This is a genomic window from Ralstonia condita (genome assembly GCF_958405655.1).
In the GTDB taxonomy this organism is placed as follows: Bacteria; Pseudomonadota; Gammaproteobacteria; order Burkholderiales; family Burkholderiaceae; genus Ralstonia; species Ralstonia condita.
In genome coordinates this window covers 219,889-238,990 of the sequence record NZ_CATYWO010000002.1, presented here as the reverse complement: position 1 = coordinate 238,990, position 19,102 = coordinate 219,889, and the positions used below count along the sequence as shown (strand labels likewise).

The 19,102-nt window shown below is 61.8% G+C and carries 17 protein-coding genes and 1 tRNA gene; 6 read left to right on the top strand and 12 right to left on the bottom strand.

Going from position 1 to position 19,102, the window contains the following annotated elements; genetic code table 11:
• Nucleotides 1-161: 161 nt before the first annotated feature.
• The 5 genes from chrA to R2N03_RS07625 form a co-directional block, all read right to left on the bottom strand.
• Nucleotides 162-1,388 carry a chromate efflux transporter gene (chrA, locus tag R2N03_RS07645; protein ID WP_316657031.1) on the bottom strand — a complete coding sequence of 409 codons (1,227 nt, stop codon included), beginning with the start codon at nt 1,386-1,388 and terminating at the stop codon, nt 162-164.
• Nucleotides 1,389-1,542: 154 nt separating this feature from the next.
• Nucleotides 1,543-2,757: an alkaline phosphatase family protein gene (locus tag R2N03_RS07640; protein ID WP_012430574.1), complete on the bottom strand. Its 1,215-nt coding sequence runs from the start codon at nt 2,755-2,757 to the stop codon at nt 1,543-1,545.
• A 3-nt stretch (nt 2,758-2,760) separates the two neighbouring features.
• Entirely contained in the window at nt 2,761-4,185 is a 1,425-nt protein-coding gene (locus R2N03_RS07635; RefSeq protein WP_012430573.1) for an alkaline phosphatase family protein, read from the bottom strand.
• 275 nt (nt 4,186-4,460) lie between these two features.
• Nucleotides 4,461-6,224, bottom strand: coding sequence for an EAL domain-containing protein (locus R2N03_RS07630; RefSeq protein ID WP_182557834.1), 1,764 nt, complete (start codon nt 6,222-6,224; stop codon nt 4,461-4,463).
• A gap of 327 nt (nt 6,225-6,551) precedes the next feature.
• Nucleotides 6,552-7,445 (bottom strand): TetR/AcrR family transcriptional regulator, encoded by an 894-nt coding sequence (locus R2N03_RS07625; protein WP_041668678.1) that lies wholly within the window; start codon nt 7,443-7,445, stop codon nt 6,552-6,554.
• Nucleotides 7,446-7,730: 285 nt separating this feature from the next.
• On the opposite strand from R2N03_RS07625, the gene dsbG reads away from it, so the two are divergent.
• On the top strand, nt 7,731-8,591 hold the full coding sequence (gene dsbG / locus R2N03_RS07620) for a thiol:disulfide interchange protein DsbG (RefSeq protein WP_316657019.1): 861 nt from the start codon (nt 7,731-7,733) through the stop codon (nt 8,589-8,591).
• A 354-nt stretch (nt 8,592-8,945) separates the two neighbouring features.
• Here dsbG and R2N03_RS07615 read toward each other — a convergent pair whose 3' ends face one another.
• The 4 genes from R2N03_RS07615 to R2N03_RS07595 form a co-directional block, all read right to left on the bottom strand.
• Complete coding sequence (locus tag R2N03_RS07615) at nt 8,946-11,306, bottom strand: heavy metal translocating P-type ATPase (RefSeq protein WP_316657017.1); 2,361 nt, start codon at nt 11,304-11,306, stop codon at nt 8,946-8,948.
• Nucleotides 11,307-11,517: 211 nt separating this feature from the next.
• Nucleotides 11,518-12,462: a copper resistance D family protein gene (locus R2N03_RS07610; RefSeq protein ID WP_182557837.1), complete on the bottom strand. Its 945-nt coding sequence runs from the start codon at nt 12,460-12,462 to the stop codon at nt 11,518-11,520.
• Complete coding sequence (locus tag R2N03_RS07605) at nt 12,462-12,830, bottom strand: copper resistance CopC family protein (protein WP_316657778.1); 369 nt, start codon at nt 12,828-12,830, stop codon at nt 12,462-12,464. The genes R2N03_RS07610 and R2N03_RS07605 overlap by 1 nt, the downstream gene beginning before the upstream one ends.
• Nucleotides 12,831-13,165: 335 nt before the next feature.
• The gene (locus tag R2N03_RS07595) at nt 13,166-13,732 is read right to left on the bottom strand and encodes a DinB family protein (RefSeq protein WP_316657012.1); all 567 of its coding nucleotides are present in this window, start codon (nt 13,730-13,732) and stop codon (nt 13,166-13,168) included.
• An 86-nt stretch (nt 13,733-13,818) separates the two neighbouring features.
• Here R2N03_RS07595 and R2N03_RS07590 point away from each other — a divergent pair, with 86 nt between their 5' ends.
• A complete protein-coding gene (locus R2N03_RS07590) occupies nt 13,819-14,697 on the top strand; it encodes a LysR family transcriptional regulator (protein ID WP_316657009.1) in 879 nt (292 codons plus the stop codon).
• 312 nt (nt 14,698-15,009) lie between these two features.
• On the opposite strand, the gene R2N03_RS07585 is transcribed toward R2N03_RS07590, so the two are convergent.
• Nucleotides 15,010-15,702, bottom strand: a complete 693-nt coding sequence (locus tag R2N03_RS07585) for a DUF6969 family protein (RefSeq protein WP_316657005.1) — start codon at nt 15,700-15,702, stop codon at nt 15,010-15,012.
• Nucleotides 15,703-15,707: 5 nt separating this feature from the next.
• Nucleotides 15,708-15,947: a hypothetical protein gene (locus R2N03_RS07580; protein ID WP_012430563.1), complete on the bottom strand. Its 240-nt coding sequence runs from the start codon at nt 15,945-15,947 to the stop codon at nt 15,708-15,710.
• A gap of 272 nt (nt 15,948-16,219) precedes the next feature.
• Between R2N03_RS07580 and R2N03_RS07575 the strand changes: the two genes are divergently transcribed.
• From R2N03_RS07575 to R2N03_RS07565, 3 genes are all read left to right on the top strand, one after another.
• Nucleotides 16,220-16,660 carry a hypothetical protein gene (locus R2N03_RS07575; RefSeq protein ID WP_012430560.1) on the top strand — a complete coding sequence of 147 codons (441 nt, stop codon included), beginning with the start codon at nt 16,220-16,222 and terminating at the stop codon, nt 16,658-16,660.
• Between the two features lie 105 nt (nt 16,661-16,765).
• A complete protein-coding gene (locus R2N03_RS07570; RefSeq protein WP_316657002.1) occupies nt 16,766-16,975 on the top strand; it encodes a YgaP family membrane protein in 210 nt (69 codons plus the stop codon).
• 3 nt (nt 16,976-16,978) lie between these two features.
• Entirely contained in the window at nt 16,979-17,536 is a 558-nt protein-coding gene (locus R2N03_RS07565; protein WP_316657000.1) for an RNA polymerase sigma factor, read from the top strand.
• A 74-nt stretch (nt 17,537-17,610) separates the two neighbouring features.
• On the opposite strand, the gene R2N03_RS07560 is transcribed toward R2N03_RS07565, so the two are convergent.
• Nucleotides 17,611-17,687: transfer RNA gene (locus R2N03_RS07560), tRNA-OTHER, on the bottom strand.
• Between the two features lie 449 nt (nt 17,688-18,136).
• Here R2N03_RS07560 and R2N03_RS07555 point away from each other — a divergent pair.
• Nucleotides 18,137-19,087 carry a chemotaxis protein gene (locus tag R2N03_RS07555; RefSeq protein WP_012430537.1) on the top strand — a complete coding sequence of 317 codons (951 nt, stop codon included), beginning with the start codon at nt 18,137-18,139 and terminating at the stop codon, nt 19,085-19,087.
• The last annotated feature ends 15 nt before the right edge of the window (nt 19,088-19,102 follow it).

The following is a 19,102-nucleotide window of genomic DNA, read 5'->3' as shown; positions in this document are numbered from 1 at the left end:
CCTGCGCGTTGCTTTGCGGGGGCCGAGAGCGCGCCTGTCGGGTGCGTGTGGCCCGCGGACTCGCTGCTGGCAGGCATTTGCCGCCCTGCGCGAATGGAAGAATCATTTCCAGTGATCGGCGCGAGGCGTTGCGAGGGCGCTCGCGCGACGCTCGGCAAGCGCTATGCGCAGGCCACCCCCGCAATCGCGCAGAGGGCAACGACCACGATCGGCGGCAGTTTCCACCGAACCAGCAGGAAGAACGCAACGGCGGCGATCGCAAAATCAAGCTGCCCCTTGACTGCGCTCGTCCAGACCGGTGAATACAGGGCGCTGGCCAGCACGCCGACGACGGCCGCATTGACGCCCGCGAGCAACGCCACCATCGATCGACGTGTGCGCAAGGCTTGCCAGTAAGGCAATGCAGCCACGACGAGCAGCAGGCCGGGCAGAAAGATGCCCACGGTAGCGAGCGCCGCGCCCGCCCAATGGCTCGGCATCCCGGGTGTCAGCCAACCGAGAAACGCGGCAAAGGTGAACAACGGGCCGGGCACCGCCTGCGCGGCCCCGTATCCGGAGAGAAAGGCGTTTGAAGAGATCCAGCCTGTTGCGACCGTTTGCGCCTGCAGCAGGGGGAGCACGACGTGCCCGCCACCAAACACCAGGGCACCGGAGCGATAGAACGCATCGAACACACGAATCGCCGCACCCGGACCGGCATGCGACAGGAAGGGAAGCCCGAACAGCAACCCGCAGAAGAGCGCGAGGGCGATGACGCCAGCGTAGCGCGATACCAGGAACTGGCCATGGTGCGCGGTGGCACCCGGTGTGCCGGGCAGGACCACGCCCCGGCACAGCACGAGGCCCAGAATCGCGCCGAGCGCAATCGCGATCAGTTGCGCGTAGGCGGAGCTCAGCAAGCCCAAGAGCACGACAACAGCCAAGCCAATCCCTGCGCGCCGAAGATCCGGGCAGAGCTTGCGAGCCATGTCCCAGACGGCCTGCGCAACGATGCCGACTGCAACGAGCTTCAACCCATGGACGAGTCCCGCACCAAGCGGCCCGCCCAGCGCTGGCGAGATCGCGGCATAGGCGATGAGCAGCAGCACGGACGGCAGCGTGAATCCGCACCAGGCCGCGAACCCGCCGAGCCACCCCGCCCGCAGGAGGCCAATCGAGAAGCCGACCTGACTGCTGGCCGGGCCCGGCAGGAACTGGCACAGGCCCACCAGATCGGTGAACGCCGCATCGTCGAGCCAGCGCCGGCGCTCGACGAATTCGCGTCGAAAGTACCCGATGTGCGCGACCGGTCCGCCGAATGACGTCAAGCCGAGCTTCAGGAAGACGGCGAGTACGGCAAGGGGGCTGCTTGCGTACCGGAGGCGAGGCGAATGCAGGCTGTTGTCCATGGGCTGCGTGCAACTGTTGAGCCCGAAGTATGCGTGAAATTCCGGCAGGGCCACATGGGGCCCCGCCGCGCAGCTGACACGACTTCTGAAACGATGACATCGCAGTCCAGCCGACCGCCGGCGAGTGCAGGCCCGGGCAGGCCCGATCGAAACATCAAGGCGCTGCCGTGTACACGTCGCTGCCAAAACCCTGCAGGCCGCTCATGCCGGCGTAGCCGAGATGGGACACCCCGAAAACATCCTCGATGCTCTTGAGCAGGGCATAGTGGTTGTAGGGCGTATTGCTGATCGTGCCCGGCTTGACGAAGGGCGAGAGCACCACCGCGCCGACGCGGCCACCGCCAGGGCCGGTCAGGCCCGGCGCCACCGAGTTTGGCCCGGTCGGCTCACCGCAGCAGGCCGAGGTGTCATTCGTATCCGCCTCGTCGAAGGTGATGATCAGCAGGCCATCGGACTGGAACGCCGGTGAGTTGATGATCTGCGGCACCCAGGCTTGCAGGAACCGGTTGACCGCCGGCAGTCCGCCTGCGCTCTTGCCGTCCGCGCAGGTGGGCTCGTCGTGACCATCGTTGCACAGGTTCGGCACGATGAAGGAGAACGCGGGCGTGGTTGCAACGCTGTTCAGATCGGTGGCCAGCGAATCGAGCCGTACCACATGGCTGTCACAGTACGACTGGTTGTCGATCACCGAGTGGAAATACATGAACGGGTTGTGGCGCGTCGCGTATCCGTCCGTCGCGGTGGCGGACTGCGTGCCGTCCTTGCCATTGAGCGCGGGGTGGGAGCAGGTCGGTCGGCCGTCGCGCGTGAGATCGTTGCCCATGTCTTCCATATAGCCGCGCCAGGCCAATCCCTTGGCGTCCAGTTGGCTGGCGATCGTACCGATGGCGGCGGGGTAGACGCAGCCGGTTCCAGTCACCTGCCCGTTGGCATCGGGGCTCATGGTGCCTAGCCAGTCGGTGTAGTACTGGCAGTCGGCCTGTGTCTGCGCATTGGGTGCCTGGCCGCTGATCATGGTCAGGTAGTTATCGTTGCTGTTGTGGCCGGTACCGTAGTACTGCGTCAGCAACGCGCCCTGGCTTGCCAGCGTGTTTGCGAGGTAAGGCGCCTGGCTGCCAGAGCCGAAAGTCTGGGTATAGCCCTTGTTCTCCAGCACGATCACGAACACATGGCCGATCCGGCTTGCGGTTGGCGTCACCGGGGCCTGCGCGGGTGGCGAGGCTGGAGCCGGCGACACTGCGGCCGACGACCCGCCGGTTGCGTTGGTCGCATCGCTCGCCCCGCCGCAGCCCGTCAGCAGGCAGGCAAGGAAGGCAGCGAGGAAGCCGCTGGTCAGCCAGTTCAATTTGGAGATTCGCATGATGGCCATGATTCAAGGAAGAGGAAAACCCAACGACGTGGCAATCGTGCGAAGCGAACTGATGCCAGGAACGCCGCTGATGCCGGGGACGCTGCCGGTGATGGAGCCAGAGCACACGCCCCCGAACGGGCCTTGTGGCACCGGGTAGGCCGGCGCCGCCAGGTTCGGCTGAGCGACGAAATCGAGCGCGTAGGCGATCGAATTGGTGTCCGGCAGCCCGCCACGCGCGCCAAGGGCATTCAGTCCGAAGCGCCAGGTCAGCAACTGATGGATTGAGCTTGGGTCGAGCGGCCAATGGCTGACGTGCCCGCGCTTGACCCGCGGCCCGATCAGCACCATCGGCACACGGAAGCCGAGGTAGCCATCGTTGCCCAACTGTGTCTCTGCGGCAGAGACCGGGCGCTTGAACGGCGGCACGTGGTCGAAGAAGCCGCCCCACTCGTCATAGGTGATGATCAGCAGCGTCTTTTGCCAACCCGGTCCATTACGTACGGCGTCATAGATCTGATTGAGAAAGACCTGCCCGTTGCGGATATCCGAGTTCGGATGATCATCGGCCGATATGCCTTGCGGGTTCTCCCCGGTAAAGCGCGGATCGACGTATGAGAACGCAGGCAGGGTGCCGGCGGCGGCGTCCGTCAGAAACGTCGCGAACGGTTTGGAGGTATTGAGATACTTGGTACCAAACAGCGCCGTGAACGGCACGTCGCTGAAGTAATAGTTGGCCGATACGCCCTTCTCGGCAAAGCGATCGAAGATGGTCGGCAGTGAACAGGTTGCATTGGAGTTGTGCAGCCGGTCGGTCTCGCCACACATCAGGTAGAACCGGTTCGGATACGTCTCCGCCAGAATGCCGCAGTGGTAGCTGTCGCATACCGTCCAATCGCGAGCGGCGGATCCGAAGAAAGACAGATCCTCGGCCTGGTAGTAGCCGATGGGGAACAGGTCGCCAGGCGTCTTGTTGGTGTCAGCCGTGAGCAGCCATCCGTCCATCTTCCCGCCGTCGAGCTGGGTGCGCGCGCCCTCGTAGCTGTGATCCGGATCGGCAAAGCCGCAGCCCTGGAAGCCATATTTCGGGTCGGTCGCCAGGCGGAAGGAATTCTGCAGGTTGCCAAACGCGTCGATGAACTGGAGTCCAGCCTGCTTTCCGTCAGCGCCGGGCAGCCAGCCCAGATAGTGGTCGAACGATCGGTTTTCCATCACCACCAGCACGACATGGTCGATGCCGGACTGTGCCGGGGTGGGCAAGATTGGCGGCACCAGTTGCGCTGGCGCGGGCGGGTTTCCGACGGCTGACGAGCTGGACGGGTCGCCTGCGACGCTGCCATCGCCGCCACCTCCGCACGCCGACAGGCCCGCACCTGCCAGCGTGGCGGCGGCTGCGCCAAGCAATCGGCGGCGCGTGCGGAAACGCGCCGTTGAAGTTTTCTGAGTCACGCTGCTTCTCCTGCGGATGAACGGTCCAGAGGGTGTCTTTGGATCGCGCGGACAGTAGCAGCGCACCCTGGACGCTTCCGTGACAGGTTTGCGAAGTAGAGGCGTGGCTCTTATTCAAACAGTCTGAATGCGGCGCGTGCGGCACATGGCGCCAGGACCGGTTCGCGGATGAGACGCGTGAGCGCAACGGCGTGTCCGTCGCCGCGCTTGAAGACGGATGAGCTGGCTATCGCAGGCAGTGGCAGACGTCCCGCGCCCACCGGCTGCAGTGCCCATCAGGCATTGCGTGCAGGGTCCAGCGCGTCGTCGCGCCAGATGAAGAAGTTCTCGGCGGATCGCTTGGCCTCGCGCTTTGCAGCCGCGGCCAAGGTTGCGATGGTGTCGCCATCGACGGCGGCGCCTGCCTGGATGGGGACCACGCCGACCGCAATCGATACGAAGCCGTAGAAACGCAGATCGCCGTGGCGGTCCTCGCTCCGGATGCCGCCCGCCGCGATATCCGCGGGTGTGTATAGCTGGACAGCCCTGGCATCGAATTGCGTCATCGCCTCGCGGATCCGGCGCTCCCAATCGTCGCTTTGGAAAAGAATCAGGAAGTCGTCCCCGCCCACGTGCCCCAGAAAGTCCTTCTGAGGCGCGCACGCCTGTGTCAGGGTTGCTGCGGCCAGTTTCAGCATTTCATCGCCATGCCAATAGCCGTACTGATCATTGAACGGCTTGAAACTGTTCAGGTCGCAATAGCACGCATGAAACGGCACCTGGCTTGCCAGCAGCCGCTTGATATGCGCATCGATGGGAATATTGCCCGGCAGGAACGTGAGCGGATTCGCGTAGCGTGCCGCTTCAATCCGTATTTCCGTAACGGCACGGACCAATGCTTCGCCCGTCGCCAGGCCAACATACTGGCCCTGCTCAACGATGACCAACCCTTGGGTGAGATACCGCTGGTCCTGCGCGGTCAGCACATTTGCCAGCGCCTCCATCGTCGCGCTTCTTTCCACGACCACGGGAGAGGTGTTCGCGAACTCCATGCAACTCTTCCTGCCATAGAGCTCCCGGTGATACGGGTGCGCATACGCATCCACGAAGGTATGCCTGTTGATGAGGCCGACGGTTCGCCCTTGCTCGACAACGGCAACGGCGTGGAGCGCGGGGTGCCTGGTAAACACGTCCAGCACGTCGTTATTCAATGCGGAGGGCGACACGCTCGGCGCCTTGATCAACAACCGGCTTGCTGAAAAAGCACGTTGCGGGACTTTGACCGTTTCCGGAAACACGGCAATCACATTGGCCTTGATGGCTTCCAGCGCAGGCCCCTGCACGCTGTGCCCCGGCGTGGTACTCGGCCTGCCGAAGACGAAGCCTTGGGCACATTCGATGCCGATATCGCGGCAGACCCGTAAGTCGTCGAGATTCTCGAGGCCCTCGGCAATCAACAGGGCATGGCTCGCGGTCGCGAGTCCCTTCAGGTAGCGCAGCGCTTCAAGACGGAAGGCAGAACGCGCGGCCCCATCGACAATGGACCGGTCAATCTTGACGTAGTCGGGTTGCAGGGCAATCCACAGGCTAAGGTTGGCGTTTCCCGTTCCGTAGTCATCCAGCGCAAGCTGGGCTCCGGCTTCTCGAATACGCCGCAGCGACGCTTCAAGCGAGTCCAGGGGCATTGGGCTCGCTTGCTCGGTGAGTTCGATGACGATTCTAGAGAAGGCAAATTGCTGGCGACTCATGAAGGCGCGTACATCGTCTTCGCAGTGGTCGATTTCGCGGATGGCATCCGCGCTCAGGTTCAGAAACAGCTTGCCCGGCAGCTTCAGCTGCCCGAAGGTTTCGATGCTCAACCTTGCCGCGAATCGCTCGAGCTGGATGACGCAGTGCTCGCGCTGCGCCTGTTCGAAGAGCGCCTGCGGACGCTCGAGCGGGGAACCGGCAGGTCCGCGAATCAGTGCCTCATAGCCGAGCAACTCGCCGGAAGGCAGGTTTGCGATGGGCTGAAATACGGTGTGCAGAAGCCCGTTCTCCATGCAGTCCGCAATGGACATGGGCGGAGGCGGTACGGATAGGGCGCTACCCTGGCGAGGCAGTCCGAGAAGAGAGGTTTGGGGACGCATGGCGTTTCAGGCGTTGACAAGGCCGAAGTGGCGGTCGGATCAGTGCAGGCGTTCTTCAGCGGAGGCCCAGCGGGGGCGGCCGCCCTCGGGCAACCTCACGGCAGGCGATGCGCCGCTGCCTGGGCCGGCGACACTGTGCCGGTCAGGCGAGGGCTGGAAAGCGTCATCGGGAGCCGCGTCGTTCACTGGCGTGTGCTTCCGGTGGATGCGGTCGCCGCTGGACCTGGCCGTTGCGGCAGCGACGATGGGTGCTGAGCGTCAGGCACGGAGGTCGGCCAGGAGATGTTCGATCACCGGGCTGAGCTCGAGCGCAGAAAAGCCTGCCTTGGTCAGCACACAGAGACCGACCGCCGTGTTCAGAAGCCGCTGTGCAGTCTTTGTTGCATCGAGACGTTCATCGAACTCGCCGGCTTGTTTTCCGGCAATCAGAAGTTGTCCGAACGCCTGTGCCATGGTGAAGAACCCGGCCCGTACGCTTTGCCGGACGTCATCGTCGTGCGCGGCGAGTTCCGTTGCCATGTTCACGAGGAGACAACCTTGGCCGTCATCGTTGTCGGCTGTTCCGGCAACCAATAATTCCTGCAACCGTTCGAGGCGCCCGGGCGATTCGCTTGCCCGTCGGATAGCAGCCGATCTTGCTTCAGCGTACTTGGCGATCACTTCCAGAAGGAGGTCTCGCTTCGAGCCGAAGCTGTTGTACAGGGACGATTTGGACAATCCCATGGTGTCGGCGAGAGCGGCGACCGGCGTCGCTTCATAACCATGGCGCCAAAAGGTCTGCAGCGCGAGCTGTAAGGCGTCTTCTCTTTCAAACTGAACCGGTCGTGCGGCCATCGGTGTGCTGCTTGGGGTTGCTCGCAATTGTGGAACGAGCGTACCAAAACCAGATGTCCATCCTGTGACACGCGCGATGGGCAAGCGCGCAATCGGCTGCTCCGCACCCGCCTGCGTGCCAACGACGTGTGCCATGGCGTGCTCGAGGCACTTGCGCTTGTCGAGCCAGGTGAGGGAATCGGTGCCCTGTCGACCAGGCCGTTCGTTAAAAGGCCGTATCCGAAGGGCCGTCCCCTCACCAGGGCCGACCTCTACGCTGGCGTTGCGGCAGGCATCCGCGCCAACGGCAAGCGCTACGCGAGCTTGTTCGAAGCCCATGCGGTCGATGCGATGGGGGCGCAGATCGATATGACCTGCGAAGGCGGGCGACGCTACCGTATGTTGCGCGTTGACGTGAGTAGGGGGAAGCAAGCCACTGCACCCGCCATCGCGCCGGTAGGCCGGATGCGAGCAGTGTGTCCAGGCGTGTGTTTCGGCAGCCCGCATTGTCGCCATTCGGTAGCAGGGCGGGAGTGGTCGACGCCTGAACGATATACACATTCATAGTATATTTATCAATACTATATCGTTAGGCATATTGTATTGCTCCTGGCAGGCAGGAGCATGCAGCCGAACGTTCACCCGCCCTCAGCTATGAACCACTCACGCAAGACCTTCTCCCTTGGCCCCGTTTCGTGGCTGACCGCCGTTGCATTGTCGACGGCTTCTGTCGCGGCCTACAGCCAGGAGAAGCCGGCAGCGCTGCAAGCGCTGGAAAAGAAAGGGGTGACCATCGTCGGAAAGATGGCGGCCCCGACTGGGCTGACAGGCTACGCTGGCTTCATGGAAGAGCAGCCCGTCGCGCTCTATGTCACGCCGGACGGCAAGCACGTGATTGCCGGAACCGTCTTTGATGCAAGCGGCAATGACTTGACCCGCGCTCCCCTGGAAGAAGCGGTGCGTAAGCCGATGTCAGAACGCGCATGGGCGGAGCTCGCACACGCGACCTGGATCGCCGACGGGCGGGACAGTGCGCCGCGCAAGGTGTACGTGTTTACCGATCCGAATTGCCCTTACTGCAACAAGTTCTGGGCGGACGCGCGGCCGTGGGTTGACAGTGGGAAGGTCCAACTTCGTCACATCATGGTCGGGATCCTCACGCCGACCAGTGCTGGCAAAGCCGCTGCACTGCTGGCGGACAAGAATCCTGCAGCAGCGCTCAATGCCTATGAGCAGAGCCACGTGAGCCTCAATGCGAAGGTGCTCTCCAGCGGCCACCCCAAACCGTTGGACGACGCCGGGCTGAAGCCGGTCGCCACGATACCGGCTGCCGTCAAGGGAAAGCTCGACGCGAACGAGAGACTGATGGCGTCCCTCGGTTTTCAGGCCACGCCTGCCATTCTGTGGCGGGACTCCGATGGTGCTCTGCGGATGAAGCAGGGGGTGCCGGCGTCTTCCCTGAGCGAAGTGCTGGGCCCGCGTTAACCTTCCTGGCTGGCAAACCGACAGGTTGTGGCGCGACCTTGGCAGTGGCATCGCTGGGCTTGGGCTGGGCATTGAAGCCGCGCCAGGCGGCATCATTCAGAACGCCTCCTGCTGTGTCGCTGCGGCGACGTTCTTGTCGACCGGCTCTCCTGCGGCTGGTGCGAAGACACGCATCCGCGTCTGAAGCGGACGGGCTGGCGGCAAGCGCATCGCCAGCCTGCACCTCATCAAGGTCATGCTGCTGCGGCGTCAACGACGCTGGCGAAGACAACCGTCTGGCGAACCCAGGCTGAGGGCGTTTTCCAGCATGATGCGAAGCACCTGAAGCGCGCAGCCATCACCGAGTGGCGTGGCTCAGATGTCGATTCGCCTCAAGCGCAGCGCGTTCGAGACGACCGATATGGAGCTCAAGCTCATCGCGAGTGCTGCAATCATGGGCGACAACAGCAGGCCCGTGGCGCTGTAAAGCACGCCAGCCGCCAGCGGCACCCCCAACGCGTTGTAGACGAAGGCGAATCCCAGGTTCTGCTTCATGTTGGCGATGGTCGCTTCCGACAGACGGCGAGCCCTGGAGATGCCGCGCAAATCGCCCTTCACCAAGGTGACCTGGGCGCTGTTCATGGCGACGTCGGTGCCGGTCCCCATCGCAATGCCAACATCAGCCTTGGCCAGAGCCGGGGCATCGTTGATGCCGTCGCCCGCCATGGCGACAACGCGGCCCTCGCGCTGGAACTTGCTCACCAGCGCCAGCTTGTCCGCGGGTTTGACCTCGCCATGAAACTCAGCGATGCCAAGTTTCTCTGCGACGGCCCTGGCTGTGAGGACACCGTCTCCGGTCGCCATCACCACACGAATGCCTTTCTCCTTGAGGTCTTTGAGCGCCTCTGCCGTGGTCGCCTTGACTGGGTCGGATACCGCCAGCAGCCCTGCCAGCGCACCGTCAACCGCCAGGTAGATGACGCTGGCCCCATGCGCGCGCAGTGCGTCGCCTGCCTGGCGTATTGCGGCCACCGAAGTGCCCTCTGCCTGCATGAGTGCGGTATTGCCAAGCGCAAGCTTTCTGCCCGCCACGGTTCCGCGCACGCCGATGCCCGTGCTCGATTCGAAGTGCTCCGCCTTGTCGAGCGTCAGGTTCTGCTGACGTGCCGCTTCTACGATCGCGGCGGCAAGCGGGTGTTCGCTGCCTTGGTCGAGGCTGGCTGCGAGCCTCAGGACCTCAATGTCAGAAAACCCATTGGTACCAATGCTGCGCTCGAAGGCCGGCTTGCCTTCAGTCAGCGTCCCGGTCTTGTCGACGATAAGCGTGTCGACCTTGCGCAAGTTCTCGATGGCCGCTGCATCGCGGAACAACACGCCGGTTGTCGCCCCCTTGCCACTGGCCACCATGATGGACATGGGCGTCGCAAGGCCAAGGGCGCAAGGACAGGCAATGATGAGTACCGCCACAGCGTTGATGAGGCCGTAGACCCAACTCGGCTGCGGCCCGAATACGCCCCACGCAAAGAAGGTGAGCACGGCAATCGCCACCACCGCAACCACGAATACACCGGCTACCTTGTCGGCCATCCGCTGCATCGGTGCCTTGGACCGCTGCGCCTGCGCGACCATCTGCACAATCTGGGACAAGACCGTTTGGGAGCCGACCTTCTCGGATTCGATGACCAGACTGCCGGCGGCATTCATCGTTGCGCCAATCACATGGTCACCCACCCGCTTGGTGATGGGAATGGGTTCGCCCGTAATCATGGACTCGTCGAGTGAGCTGGTACCCTCGATGACGACACCGTCAACGGGGACTTTCTCGCCAGGCCGCACACGGAGGCGGTCGCCGACATGCACGCGGCTCAAAGGAACGTCTTCCTCGCTGCCGTCTGCATTGAGGCGGCGTGCTGTCTTTGGCGCTAGGCCGAGAAGAGACTTGATGGCAGCGGAAGTTTGAGACCGCGCTCGCAACTCAAGGACCTGCCCGACCAAGGTCAGCGAGATGATGACTGCAGCCGCCTCGAAATACACACCGATGCGACCGTGGGCCGCAAAGGTCTCCGGGAAGACACCGGGCGCCACCGTCGCAACGACGCTATAGATGTACGCGGCGCCGGTACCAAGCCCGATGAGCGTCCACATGTTTGGACTGCGGTGAATGAAAGACTGGATGCAGCGCTTGAAGAACGGATGCCCCGCCCACACGACAACCGGCGTCGCCAGAACCAGTTCCACCCAACTCTGGACGGAGGGCGCCATCCAGCCGTAGCGATGTCCGAACATGGCCAGGATGAACACCACGGCCGTCAGCGGCAGCGTCCACCAGAAACGCCGTTGGAAGTCGGCAAGCTCCGGGTTCTCGTCTTCACTCAACTCGGGGATCACCGGCTCAAGCGTCATCCCGCAGATGGGGCAGTTGCCTGGATGGTCCTGTCGGATTTGGGGGTGCATCGGGCACGTGTAGACGGTGCCTTCCTGCGTTTCGACAGGTGCCGATTCAATCGGTGATAGGTATCTCTGCGGCTGCGCAACGAACGTGCTCTCGCATTTCTCGCTGCAGAACCGATAGGTTTTGCCTTCGTGCTCGACGCTGAACTTAGCGTCGGCACTGACCTTCATGCCGCATACCGGGTCTATTTCAGCGCGTTCGCCTGACGTCTGGACCGCGTGCGAGTGGCTGTCATGATGCATGTGACCATGTTCCACACCGTGAAGAGGACGATGCTTTTCCATCGGGCACAGCTCCTCTGTGTTTCAGACGCCGTGTCTACTGAATCAGCGCCGCTCAACGATTATAGAAATGCTATCGGCACGGCATTGCTGCCAATACGGAAAGGCTCTCGTTCTTTGACCCAGGACACATGATTGACCTTTCCACGGAGGGAAGGTCAATGTCTGCAGTAGAAGCGGCGCGTCAGGCGTACGCCGCCGCTTGCAAGGAGGCTTACTCGGTTCCGGGTAGCGCGCTGGCGGTAAGGACCGCAGCCACAAGAATTGCCGCAGTCAATACGACTGCTTCAATGCGTAGCACGCCTATGAACCGCCGGCCAGTTCCCGCTGTATTAGCGGCGCTTGGTTGCTTTAGCGCTGCAAGAAGACCAGGCATCTCGAACAAGCGGTTGTGTCCGCCGAGCGCCGCCGCTGTGAAAACGAACGCCAGCTTCAGAAGCAGCAGCTTCCCGTAGGTCGAACCCAGCAGGTTTGCAGGCGAACCGACGTTTTTCCAACCGTTGTAGGCGCCGGTGGCCACGAGCGCAGCAAGCGCAAACGTGGCCGCGTTTGACAGGGCCTGAACATAGCTGGCTCCGTTGCCCCGGTCGGCTGGCCGCTCACCCACGCACCGGGGCATCACGATAAACGCGGCAGCATAAACGAGGCCAACCCAGGCGCTGATCGCCAGCAGGTGGACCCAATCGACCCAAACTGGCAGGCTGAATGCGCCAGCATCGATGGGATGGCCACCGTGGCTGCGTGCCAGTGCCGCTCCGGCAAGCGCTGTCCACAAGAGCGCGCGCAGGCGGTGCGATTGCGTTTCCCACGCGGCGAAAGACAACGCCACGACCGTCACGATGCAAACCGCTGAGGCCGCCCACGCATAGCCGAACTCCGTGGCTTGCAGCATGGAAAGAACGGCTGGCCACGCTTCCCAGAGCGGCGCATCCGCCATCTGGGCGCAGTGAATCCAGAAGTAGAGCGCGCTGACCGCAAGAGTAGTGATGGCAGCGACCCGGAATGTTTTCGCAAGCCGCACGGTGACATCGGCTTGCCAGGCAGAGGAGGTGCGCTTGAGCCAGCCGTCACTGAGCAATGTGCCGACAAGCACTGCAAAGCCGAGGTTTTGCAGCGCGGTCAATCCGAAGCGCGCGACGTTCAAGGCGCTTTCGTTCATCACTTCACCGTGAAGGTATATCGGCCCGTTGTCTTGTGTCCGTCGTGCGTCATGACGGCCCAGTCGACCGAGTATGTGCCTGCCGCGAGCTTCGGCGCTCTGACAGTCAATGAACGAGGGTTGGTAGGATCGACCGTTGCTTTCACTGTGGTGACGGCGCTGCCCTTGACGTCTGTCACGTGCGCTGTACTGAAGGCAGGCTCCAGCGCTTCGTTAAAGGTCATGCGCAGTGGGCTGGTGACCGCCGATACCGTACTGCCCGCAGCAGGCTCGGTGCTTTCGAGTTTCCCGTGTGCGAGTGCGATCGTGGGGGCGATCGTCATGGCTGCGGCCAAGCTGATCAGCGATGTCTTGATTCGAGCGTTCATGTTGGTCGTCAAGTAGGTGGTCCATGGGAGGCGGGTCGACACGACCAAGTCACGCCGACCCATGCCGATTATTGACGCTTTCGCATCTTGACGGCAGTGAGCGTGCCGTTGACCTGTTCAGCAACGAGATCAAGCTTGTCGCCGAACGATCCCGCGCTGAAGCATGGCAGGGTCCTTGACGCGGGAGACCATCGACATACGATCCGTGCCCCGGCTCTCCCGAGGGCCGTACTTGATGGTCAGTTTGCCCACCTTGCGATGCAACTTCCAGCGCGCTCATGCCATGACCACTGGCGGGGCGATGAAACAGCGCTGCTGACGATCGAGCCAGCGGGCTATGCGATGAGTTGGTCGCGGTTCGGCAGTTCTAGAAACTCGGGTGGCAAGTACGACTGCTGCCGCAGCAGCAAATCGATCTGGCCAAAGTGGTAGCTGTGGTGCGCATAGATGGCCCACAAAAAACCTTGCACCGTGAATGTCCGGCCGATGAAGGTGAAGACCGTGGACAGTTGTTGGGGCGACATGGCTCGAATCCGGTTCAGGTTGTTCTCGAGCACCTGGCGATATTGGTTCACCAGTGGCATCCCTGTGCTGGCTAGATCCAACATAGGCACCCCGACAGGCGGGACCATTTCCTCATTGGGTTGAATCTGGCTTAGCGTCTTTGTCCAGAAATCCTCCGCCCGCATGAGGTGCCCGACCAGGGCTTCGATATTGATGCGCTTGATGCGCTGGCCGAGATAATTGGTGTCCGAATCGGCCGGAATGGCCGTCCAGAGTTCTTCGGGGATTTGTTCCAGTACGTTGAGGCTGAGTGTCACTTGCTGACCGAACAGCGACACGAAACGTTCGATTTCATTCATGGCGAGCACCTTGGCTTGGCTAACGATGAGTGCCATCATAGGTGTGCATGAAAATAGAAAGAAGCCAGCATATTGGCAACATGATGTGCTTCAAAGGAGAACGAGTGAGTCGCTTGGATGAGATCATGACCTTCGTGGAGGTCGTTAACGCGGGCAGCATCACGAAGGCTGCGGAGCGGATGGGCATCGTCAAGTCAGCGGTCAGTCGGCGGCTGAATGATCTTGAGGATCGTCTCAAGGCTCGCCTGCTAGTGCGATCTACCGCTGGTTTGAGCGTCACGGAAGCTGGCCGGGCATTTCACGAGCGTGCGCGGCGCATCATTGCGGAACTCGACGAGGCGGAACTCACGGTCACGGATGCGAGCGCGGATCTGTCCGGAACGATTCACATGTCGGCGCCGGTGAGCCTGACGAATCTGGTGCTGATGCCGCACATCTGCGCATTTCTCAGGCTCCATCCGGGCCTGACGCTTGATTTGAGTCTCTCGGATCGCTTCGTCGACATCGTCAACGAGGGCTTCGACATCGCAATACGTGCGGGCACGCTCAGCGATTCGCGGCTGGTCGCCCGTAAGCTGACGGATATGCGACGCGTAACGTGCGCGTCGCCGGATTACCTGGCGTCACGCGGCACACCGCTCACGCCGCAGGACCTCGATCACCATGATGGGTTGGTTTCAACCAACGCGCCCGAGTCAACCTATTGGCATTACACCGCGCCAGATGGCGAGACCTATCTCGCGCGGCCGAATACGCGCATGAAGGCGAATAACGGAGAGGCGGTCATCACGGCCGCCGTGGCCGGGCTCGGTATTGCCGCCGTGCCCGCATTCATTTCAACCGAGTTGATAGCACAGGGTGCGCTGATACCAGTTCTTTCCGATTGCCGCCTGGCGGCAGGGAGCCTATATGCGATTTATCCGCCGGGGCGGCATTTATCACACAGGGTACGTGTACTGATCGACTGTCTGGTGGAGCGGTTCGCTATTCGCCAGCCGACATAATTGCTTGTGAGCATTTAGGCAAAACGGCCTCACTGCAGAGTCTGCCCTGACCGAAAATCAGCCGCCAACGGATCAAGTGCGCCGACCTGCAGCAGCCGTTGATCGGCCAACGCTAAGGCGTCTACTTTCAGCCGAGAACGGACGTCAGACCAACGGCCCAGGCGCGGGCATTCGGATAGCGACCATGGTCTCAACGCGCTTCTCGGGCAAAGTCCTTCTCAAGTTCTTTAATGACTGCTTTGGCGCAGTACTTGCATTGGCCATCGCGTGGTCTGGCATCCAGATGTGCTTTCTACGCGAGGTGGAATGGAGCTATGGACCACACAATTGTTCAAGCTTCGAATCGACATCGATTGACCGTTCCGACAGCACTTCAAGCGATTCATCGGAAAGCACGTCTCTGCCTTTGAAGCCGAATAGCGCCTCATCTCGCCTCGTCAGTAAGTCCAGGATCTCGGTTCTGAACAGGCGCACCAACGATACGATGACCGCGTCGACATCTGTGTTGCCCGTATCGAGAGACATCTGGTCCAACAGTTCGGCCGTGGTTTCAGCGCTGAGCATCAAATCCCCCGTTACCCAGCTATTGACCGTGAAGAGACTTAGGGGAAGTCCCTTGGCATCGAAGCCAATGGCCAGTAGGTGCCTGGTGCTGACCTGAGGATTGGCACCACCGCATAGTTCGGCGAACGCCAGTTCCCGCTTTGAGTACAACCGGCGCGACCACACGTTGCGCCGCGCAAACACGTGGATGTGTCCGTGCTCTGCGGCGCCCGATCGGTCTTCCGGTGCGTGTGAGTGATAGAACCACTGGTAGCCGCTGTTCGCGTCAATGGCGTCATCTTCCGGGTAATGCGCCCATTGCCTGGGAGGCTGCCCGTGCAATAGGTTGCCCAGCAGATGTTGACCCCGTTGGGCAAGCCCCGCATAGACGTCAAGTATGCGCGAGCCGGCGACGCGGGCCGCGTCGCCAACTGGGCTCGTAGACCTCCGGGCCCGTGTCACGGATGTCAGCTTTGGGGAGCGCCTTTGGGAGCGCATTTCGGCGCGCATTTGTTGGCACCGTGCTTACCCTTCTTCATGTGCTTGCCAGGGGAGCACTTGCCGGCACATTTGGCTGCACCGCATTTGGCCATTTCCGTGTTGGGTGCGCACTTGGCGGAGCCCTTCATTTCCTGGGCAGCAGCCGGCAACGCCAGGGTAGCAGCGGTCAGGGCTGCCAGAGAGGCGACTTTCAATGATGTCTTCATGATGGTTCCTTGGTTGTGAATGGTGTGAGGCGGCAGAGGGCTTCCTCGATCACTAAGAGGGCTCGGGACAGGAAACGGGTTCGCGGCACCACGATTTTTTTCGGGCTGCGAATCGTTTCTGCACGTGGCAGCCTCTTAGTTGGTGCCCACACGCTTTTGAACCAGTCATCTCAACTCATCTGAAGAGGTTTCCAGTGCGCAATACTCCAGTTCCATTTCGCAAGCTCGCCACCTTCGCTCTCTGCGCCGCCATGCTCGCCGCCGGGACGGCCATGGCAGATCCGCTGAGCGTGAAGGCCACCATGGTGCCCAAAGAGCAAATCAAACTCGACTTCAAGGACGGCTCCGGTCATTTTGTGCTGATGGTCAAGCGCGAGGGCACCGCCGCCGGCTCGGGATTGCTCGATGGCGCGCAAATCGTCGAGTATGGACGTCACGATATCGTCCCGGGCGTTGCGGGTGACCCGAGCGGCTATCTGGTCGCCAGCAAGGGCGAGGGCAATGTGGCCTATATCAAGTGGACCGTTCGCGCGGTCTTTCTGCCTGGTAAGGATGGCAAGCCCGAAATCCACGACAACGGTTTCTGGGAGGTCGTTTCGGGTACCGGCAGCTTCAAGGGTCTGAAAGGCGCCGGAACGCTGCATATCAAGGCGGCCAACCCGACGGACCGCATCTTCATGCTGGACGGCGACATGGTCGCGGCTCCGCAGTAAATACCGCCATTGACGCGTTTCCCAGATCTTCGGCGAACCGTTTCACCCAGTTGGCGCCTCTTAGCTTACGAGGGTCGTCCTCAACCGCAGACTAAGGAAATCGCCATGTTCTATCTGAAGAACGTTCCGAACTGGGAGCGCGTCCTGCGCGTCATCGTGGGCCTGGTGTGTCTGGGCGATGCCGTCATGAATTGGGGTGGTTCAAGCCTCGCAATCGGTGCGGGCATTGTCGGCGCCATGCTCGCCATGACCGGCCTGTTCGGCTTTTGCCCCATGTGTGCAATGGTGGGTCGTAAACTACACAAGGGGCACTGAGCCATGGTTACAAGCGGGGCCGAACGGGACAACTTGATTCTGGCTGCACAGACGGGAGATCCTGCTGCAATCTCGCGTCTGCTCGCCGTCTGTCAGGCGGATGCCCGGCGGTATGCGTATAAGCATTGCCAGGCCAGCGATGTCGACGATGCCGTGCAGGAGTCCCTGCTCGTCATCTCGCGCAAGGTGAAGGGTCTTAAGGCCGCTGCTGCTTTCTCTGCCTGGCTGTTCACGGTCATCAAGCGCGAATGCCGCAGGCTTGAACGCATGATGTTCAAGCACGACCCATTGCCGGACGAGGCCGCTGAGGAACTGCTCGTCCAGCGTAGCGACGAGGCGCTGCGAGTGGACCTGGCCAACGCCTTGGAATCCTTGCCCGCGCACTATCTGGAAGTTGTGCTGCTGCGCGATTTCGAAGAGCTAACGATCGCCGAGATCGCCGAGCGTCTTGGCGAACCGCAGGGCGCTGTCAAAAGTCGGTTGCATCGCGCGCGGGAGCTGGTGCGCGAATACATGCTGGGCTCCGACGTCGCGCCGTATCAGTCGCCAACGGGACGGTAAACAACCATAACCTGTCCGAATGGCCACTTTATGCTTAACGGCACAGTTTTGTTGATCCTCAATAAATCATCAGATGGTGGGACGTACAGGAGTTGAACCTGCCTGCCTGCAGCGGTTGTCCGCTACCGCTCGACCCATGAGCTACCGTCCCGTTCTCACTGTATCGGCAGTGTCTGAGCAAACCCGAGTCGGGACATCTCCCTAGCCTGAATGGTCCATCGTTCTTTGTGGCCGAGGCATCCGGACGTGTCATCCCGGAATCATTCTGCGCTGCCTCAGATCGTCGAAGATGCGCATGAACATCGCTTGCGTCTCCACGTATTCGTGGAAGCCGAAGCGGCGTGCCTTCGAGCCGTTGCCAAACAAGTCGTCGTCCACGAGAAAGCAAAGTCGGCAAAGCGCCAAGACGGTACATCGCGATACGGAGTGTCAGTCAGGCTGCGCCTCGGTGATCATGCCGTGCCTCGGGGGCGCCTCGTCCGCCATATGGGTCTCGAGCGACAGCGGCCGGGCAGGGGCATGGCAATCACATTCGCAAATCCCTTCAAGTTGTCCGCCGACATGCCGTTTACCGCGACATATCGTGTGGAAGAACGGGGGATGACAATGTCGCAGCACGAAGTCGATGAACGGACCAATCTGACCAACAACAACCGCTTCGAACTGTTGCTGTTCCGCCTGGGTGAATCCGCACGCTCCAACCAGCGCGAGATGTTCGGCATCAACGTGTTCAAGGTGCGCGAGATCATGGTCATGCCGCCCGTCACCCATGTGGCGGATGCAGGCGCCCATATCCTGGGCGCGGTGAACGTGCGCGGTCAGATCATCCCCGTGATCGATTTGGCCAGCGTGATCGGCACCAAGAACAGCAGCGCCAACATTCTGCTGATCACGGAATACGCGCGCACCACGCAGGGCTTTGCGGTGGAAGAGGTCGATGAGATCGTGCGCCTGGAATGGAGCCAGATTTTTCCGGCCGAGGCGAGCGTGGGCAGCAGCAACATCACCAGCCTGGCTCGTCTGGACGGCAACGCCGACAATTCGCGTCTGGCGCAGGTGATCGACGTCGAGCAGATCCTGGTGGACGTGTTCCCGACCCGCCGTGCCGATCTGGCGCCGGACAACGACGAGCGTCTGGTCAAGATTCCGCCCGGCGCCAAACTGCTGGTGGCGGATGATTCGGGGCTTGCCCGCTCCCTGATCGCCAACGGCCTGGAGGCGATGGGCGCACCCTATGTCATGACCAAGAGCGGCCAGGAGGCATGGGACACGCTGCAGAAGATCGCGCGTGACGCCGCCCGCGAAGGCAAGACCGTGCGCGACAAGATCGCCCTGGTGCTGACCGACCTTGAAATGCCCGAGATGGATGGCTTTACGCTCACGCGCAAGATCAAGTCCGAGCCGGCGTTCCAATCGATCCCGGTGGTGATCCATTCATCGCTGTCGGGCTCGGCCAATGAAGACCACGTACGCCGTGTGGGCGCCAATGGCTATGTCGCCAAGTTCGAAGCCAACGAACTCGCACAGGCGATTGCCTCGGCGCTGGGCTGATCGCGCATTACCCCG

What these genes read in the sequence shown, in the direction of transcription:
- R2N03_RS07565 (WP_316657000.1), top strand. Translation starts at nt 16,979, where the DNA reads ATGGTTACAAGCGGGGCCGAACGGGACAACTTGATTCTGGCTGCACAG.
- R2N03_RS07590 (WP_316657009.1), top strand. Translation starts at nt 13,819, where the DNA reads ATGACCTTCGTGGAGGTCGTTAACGCGGGCAGCATCACGAAGGCTGCG.
- R2N03_RS07630 (WP_182557834.1), bottom strand. Translation starts at nt 6,224, where the DNA reads ATGTCCATTGCGGACTGCATGGAGAACGGGCTTCTGCACACCGTATTT.
- R2N03_RS07625 (WP_041668678.1), bottom strand. Translation starts at nt 7,445, where the DNA reads ATGGGCTTCGAACAAGCTCGCGTAGCGCTTGCCGTTGGCGCGGATGCC.
- R2N03_RS07570 (WP_316657002.1), top strand. Translation starts at nt 16,766, where the DNA reads ATGTTCTATCTGAAGAACGTTCCGAACTGGGAGCGCGTCCTGCGCGTC.
- R2N03_RS07580 (WP_012430563.1), bottom strand. Translation starts at nt 15,947, where the DNA reads ATGAAGACATCATTGAAAGTCGCCTCTCTGGCAGCCCTGACCGCTGCT.
- chrA (WP_316657031.1), bottom strand. Translation starts at nt 1,388, where the DNA reads ATGGACAACAGCCTGCATTCGCCTCGCCTCCGGTACGCAAGCAGCCCC.
- dsbG (WP_316657019.1), top strand. Translation starts at nt 7,731, where the DNA reads ATGCAGCCGAACGTTCACCCGCCCTCAGCTATGAACCACTCACGCAAG.
- R2N03_RS07605 (WP_316657778.1), bottom strand. Translation starts at nt 12,830, where the DNA reads ATGAACGCTCGAATCAAGACATCGCTGATCAGCTTGGCCGCAGCCATG.
- R2N03_RS07610 (WP_182557837.1), bottom strand. Translation starts at nt 12,462, where the DNA reads ATGAACGAAAGCGCCTTGAACGTCGCGCGCTTCGGATTGACCGCGCTG.
- R2N03_RS07615 (WP_316657017.1), bottom strand. Translation starts at nt 11,306, where the DNA reads ATGGAAAAGCATCGTCCTCTTCACGGTGTGGAACATGGTCACATGCAT.
- R2N03_RS07595 (WP_316657012.1), bottom strand. Translation starts at nt 13,732, where the DNA reads ATGATGGCACTCATCGTTAGCCAAGCCAAGGTGCTCGCCATGAATGAA.
- R2N03_RS07575 (WP_012430560.1), top strand. Translation starts at nt 16,220, where the DNA reads ATGGCAGATCCGCTGAGCGTGAAGGCCACCATGGTGCCCAAAGAGCAA.
- R2N03_RS07555 (WP_012430537.1), top strand. Translation starts at nt 18,137, where the DNA reads ATGACAATGTCGCAGCACGAAGTCGATGAACGGACCAATCTGACCAAC.
- R2N03_RS07640 (WP_012430574.1), bottom strand. Translation starts at nt 2,757, where the DNA reads ATGGCCATCATGCGAATCTCCAAATTGAACTGGCTGACCAGCGGCTTC.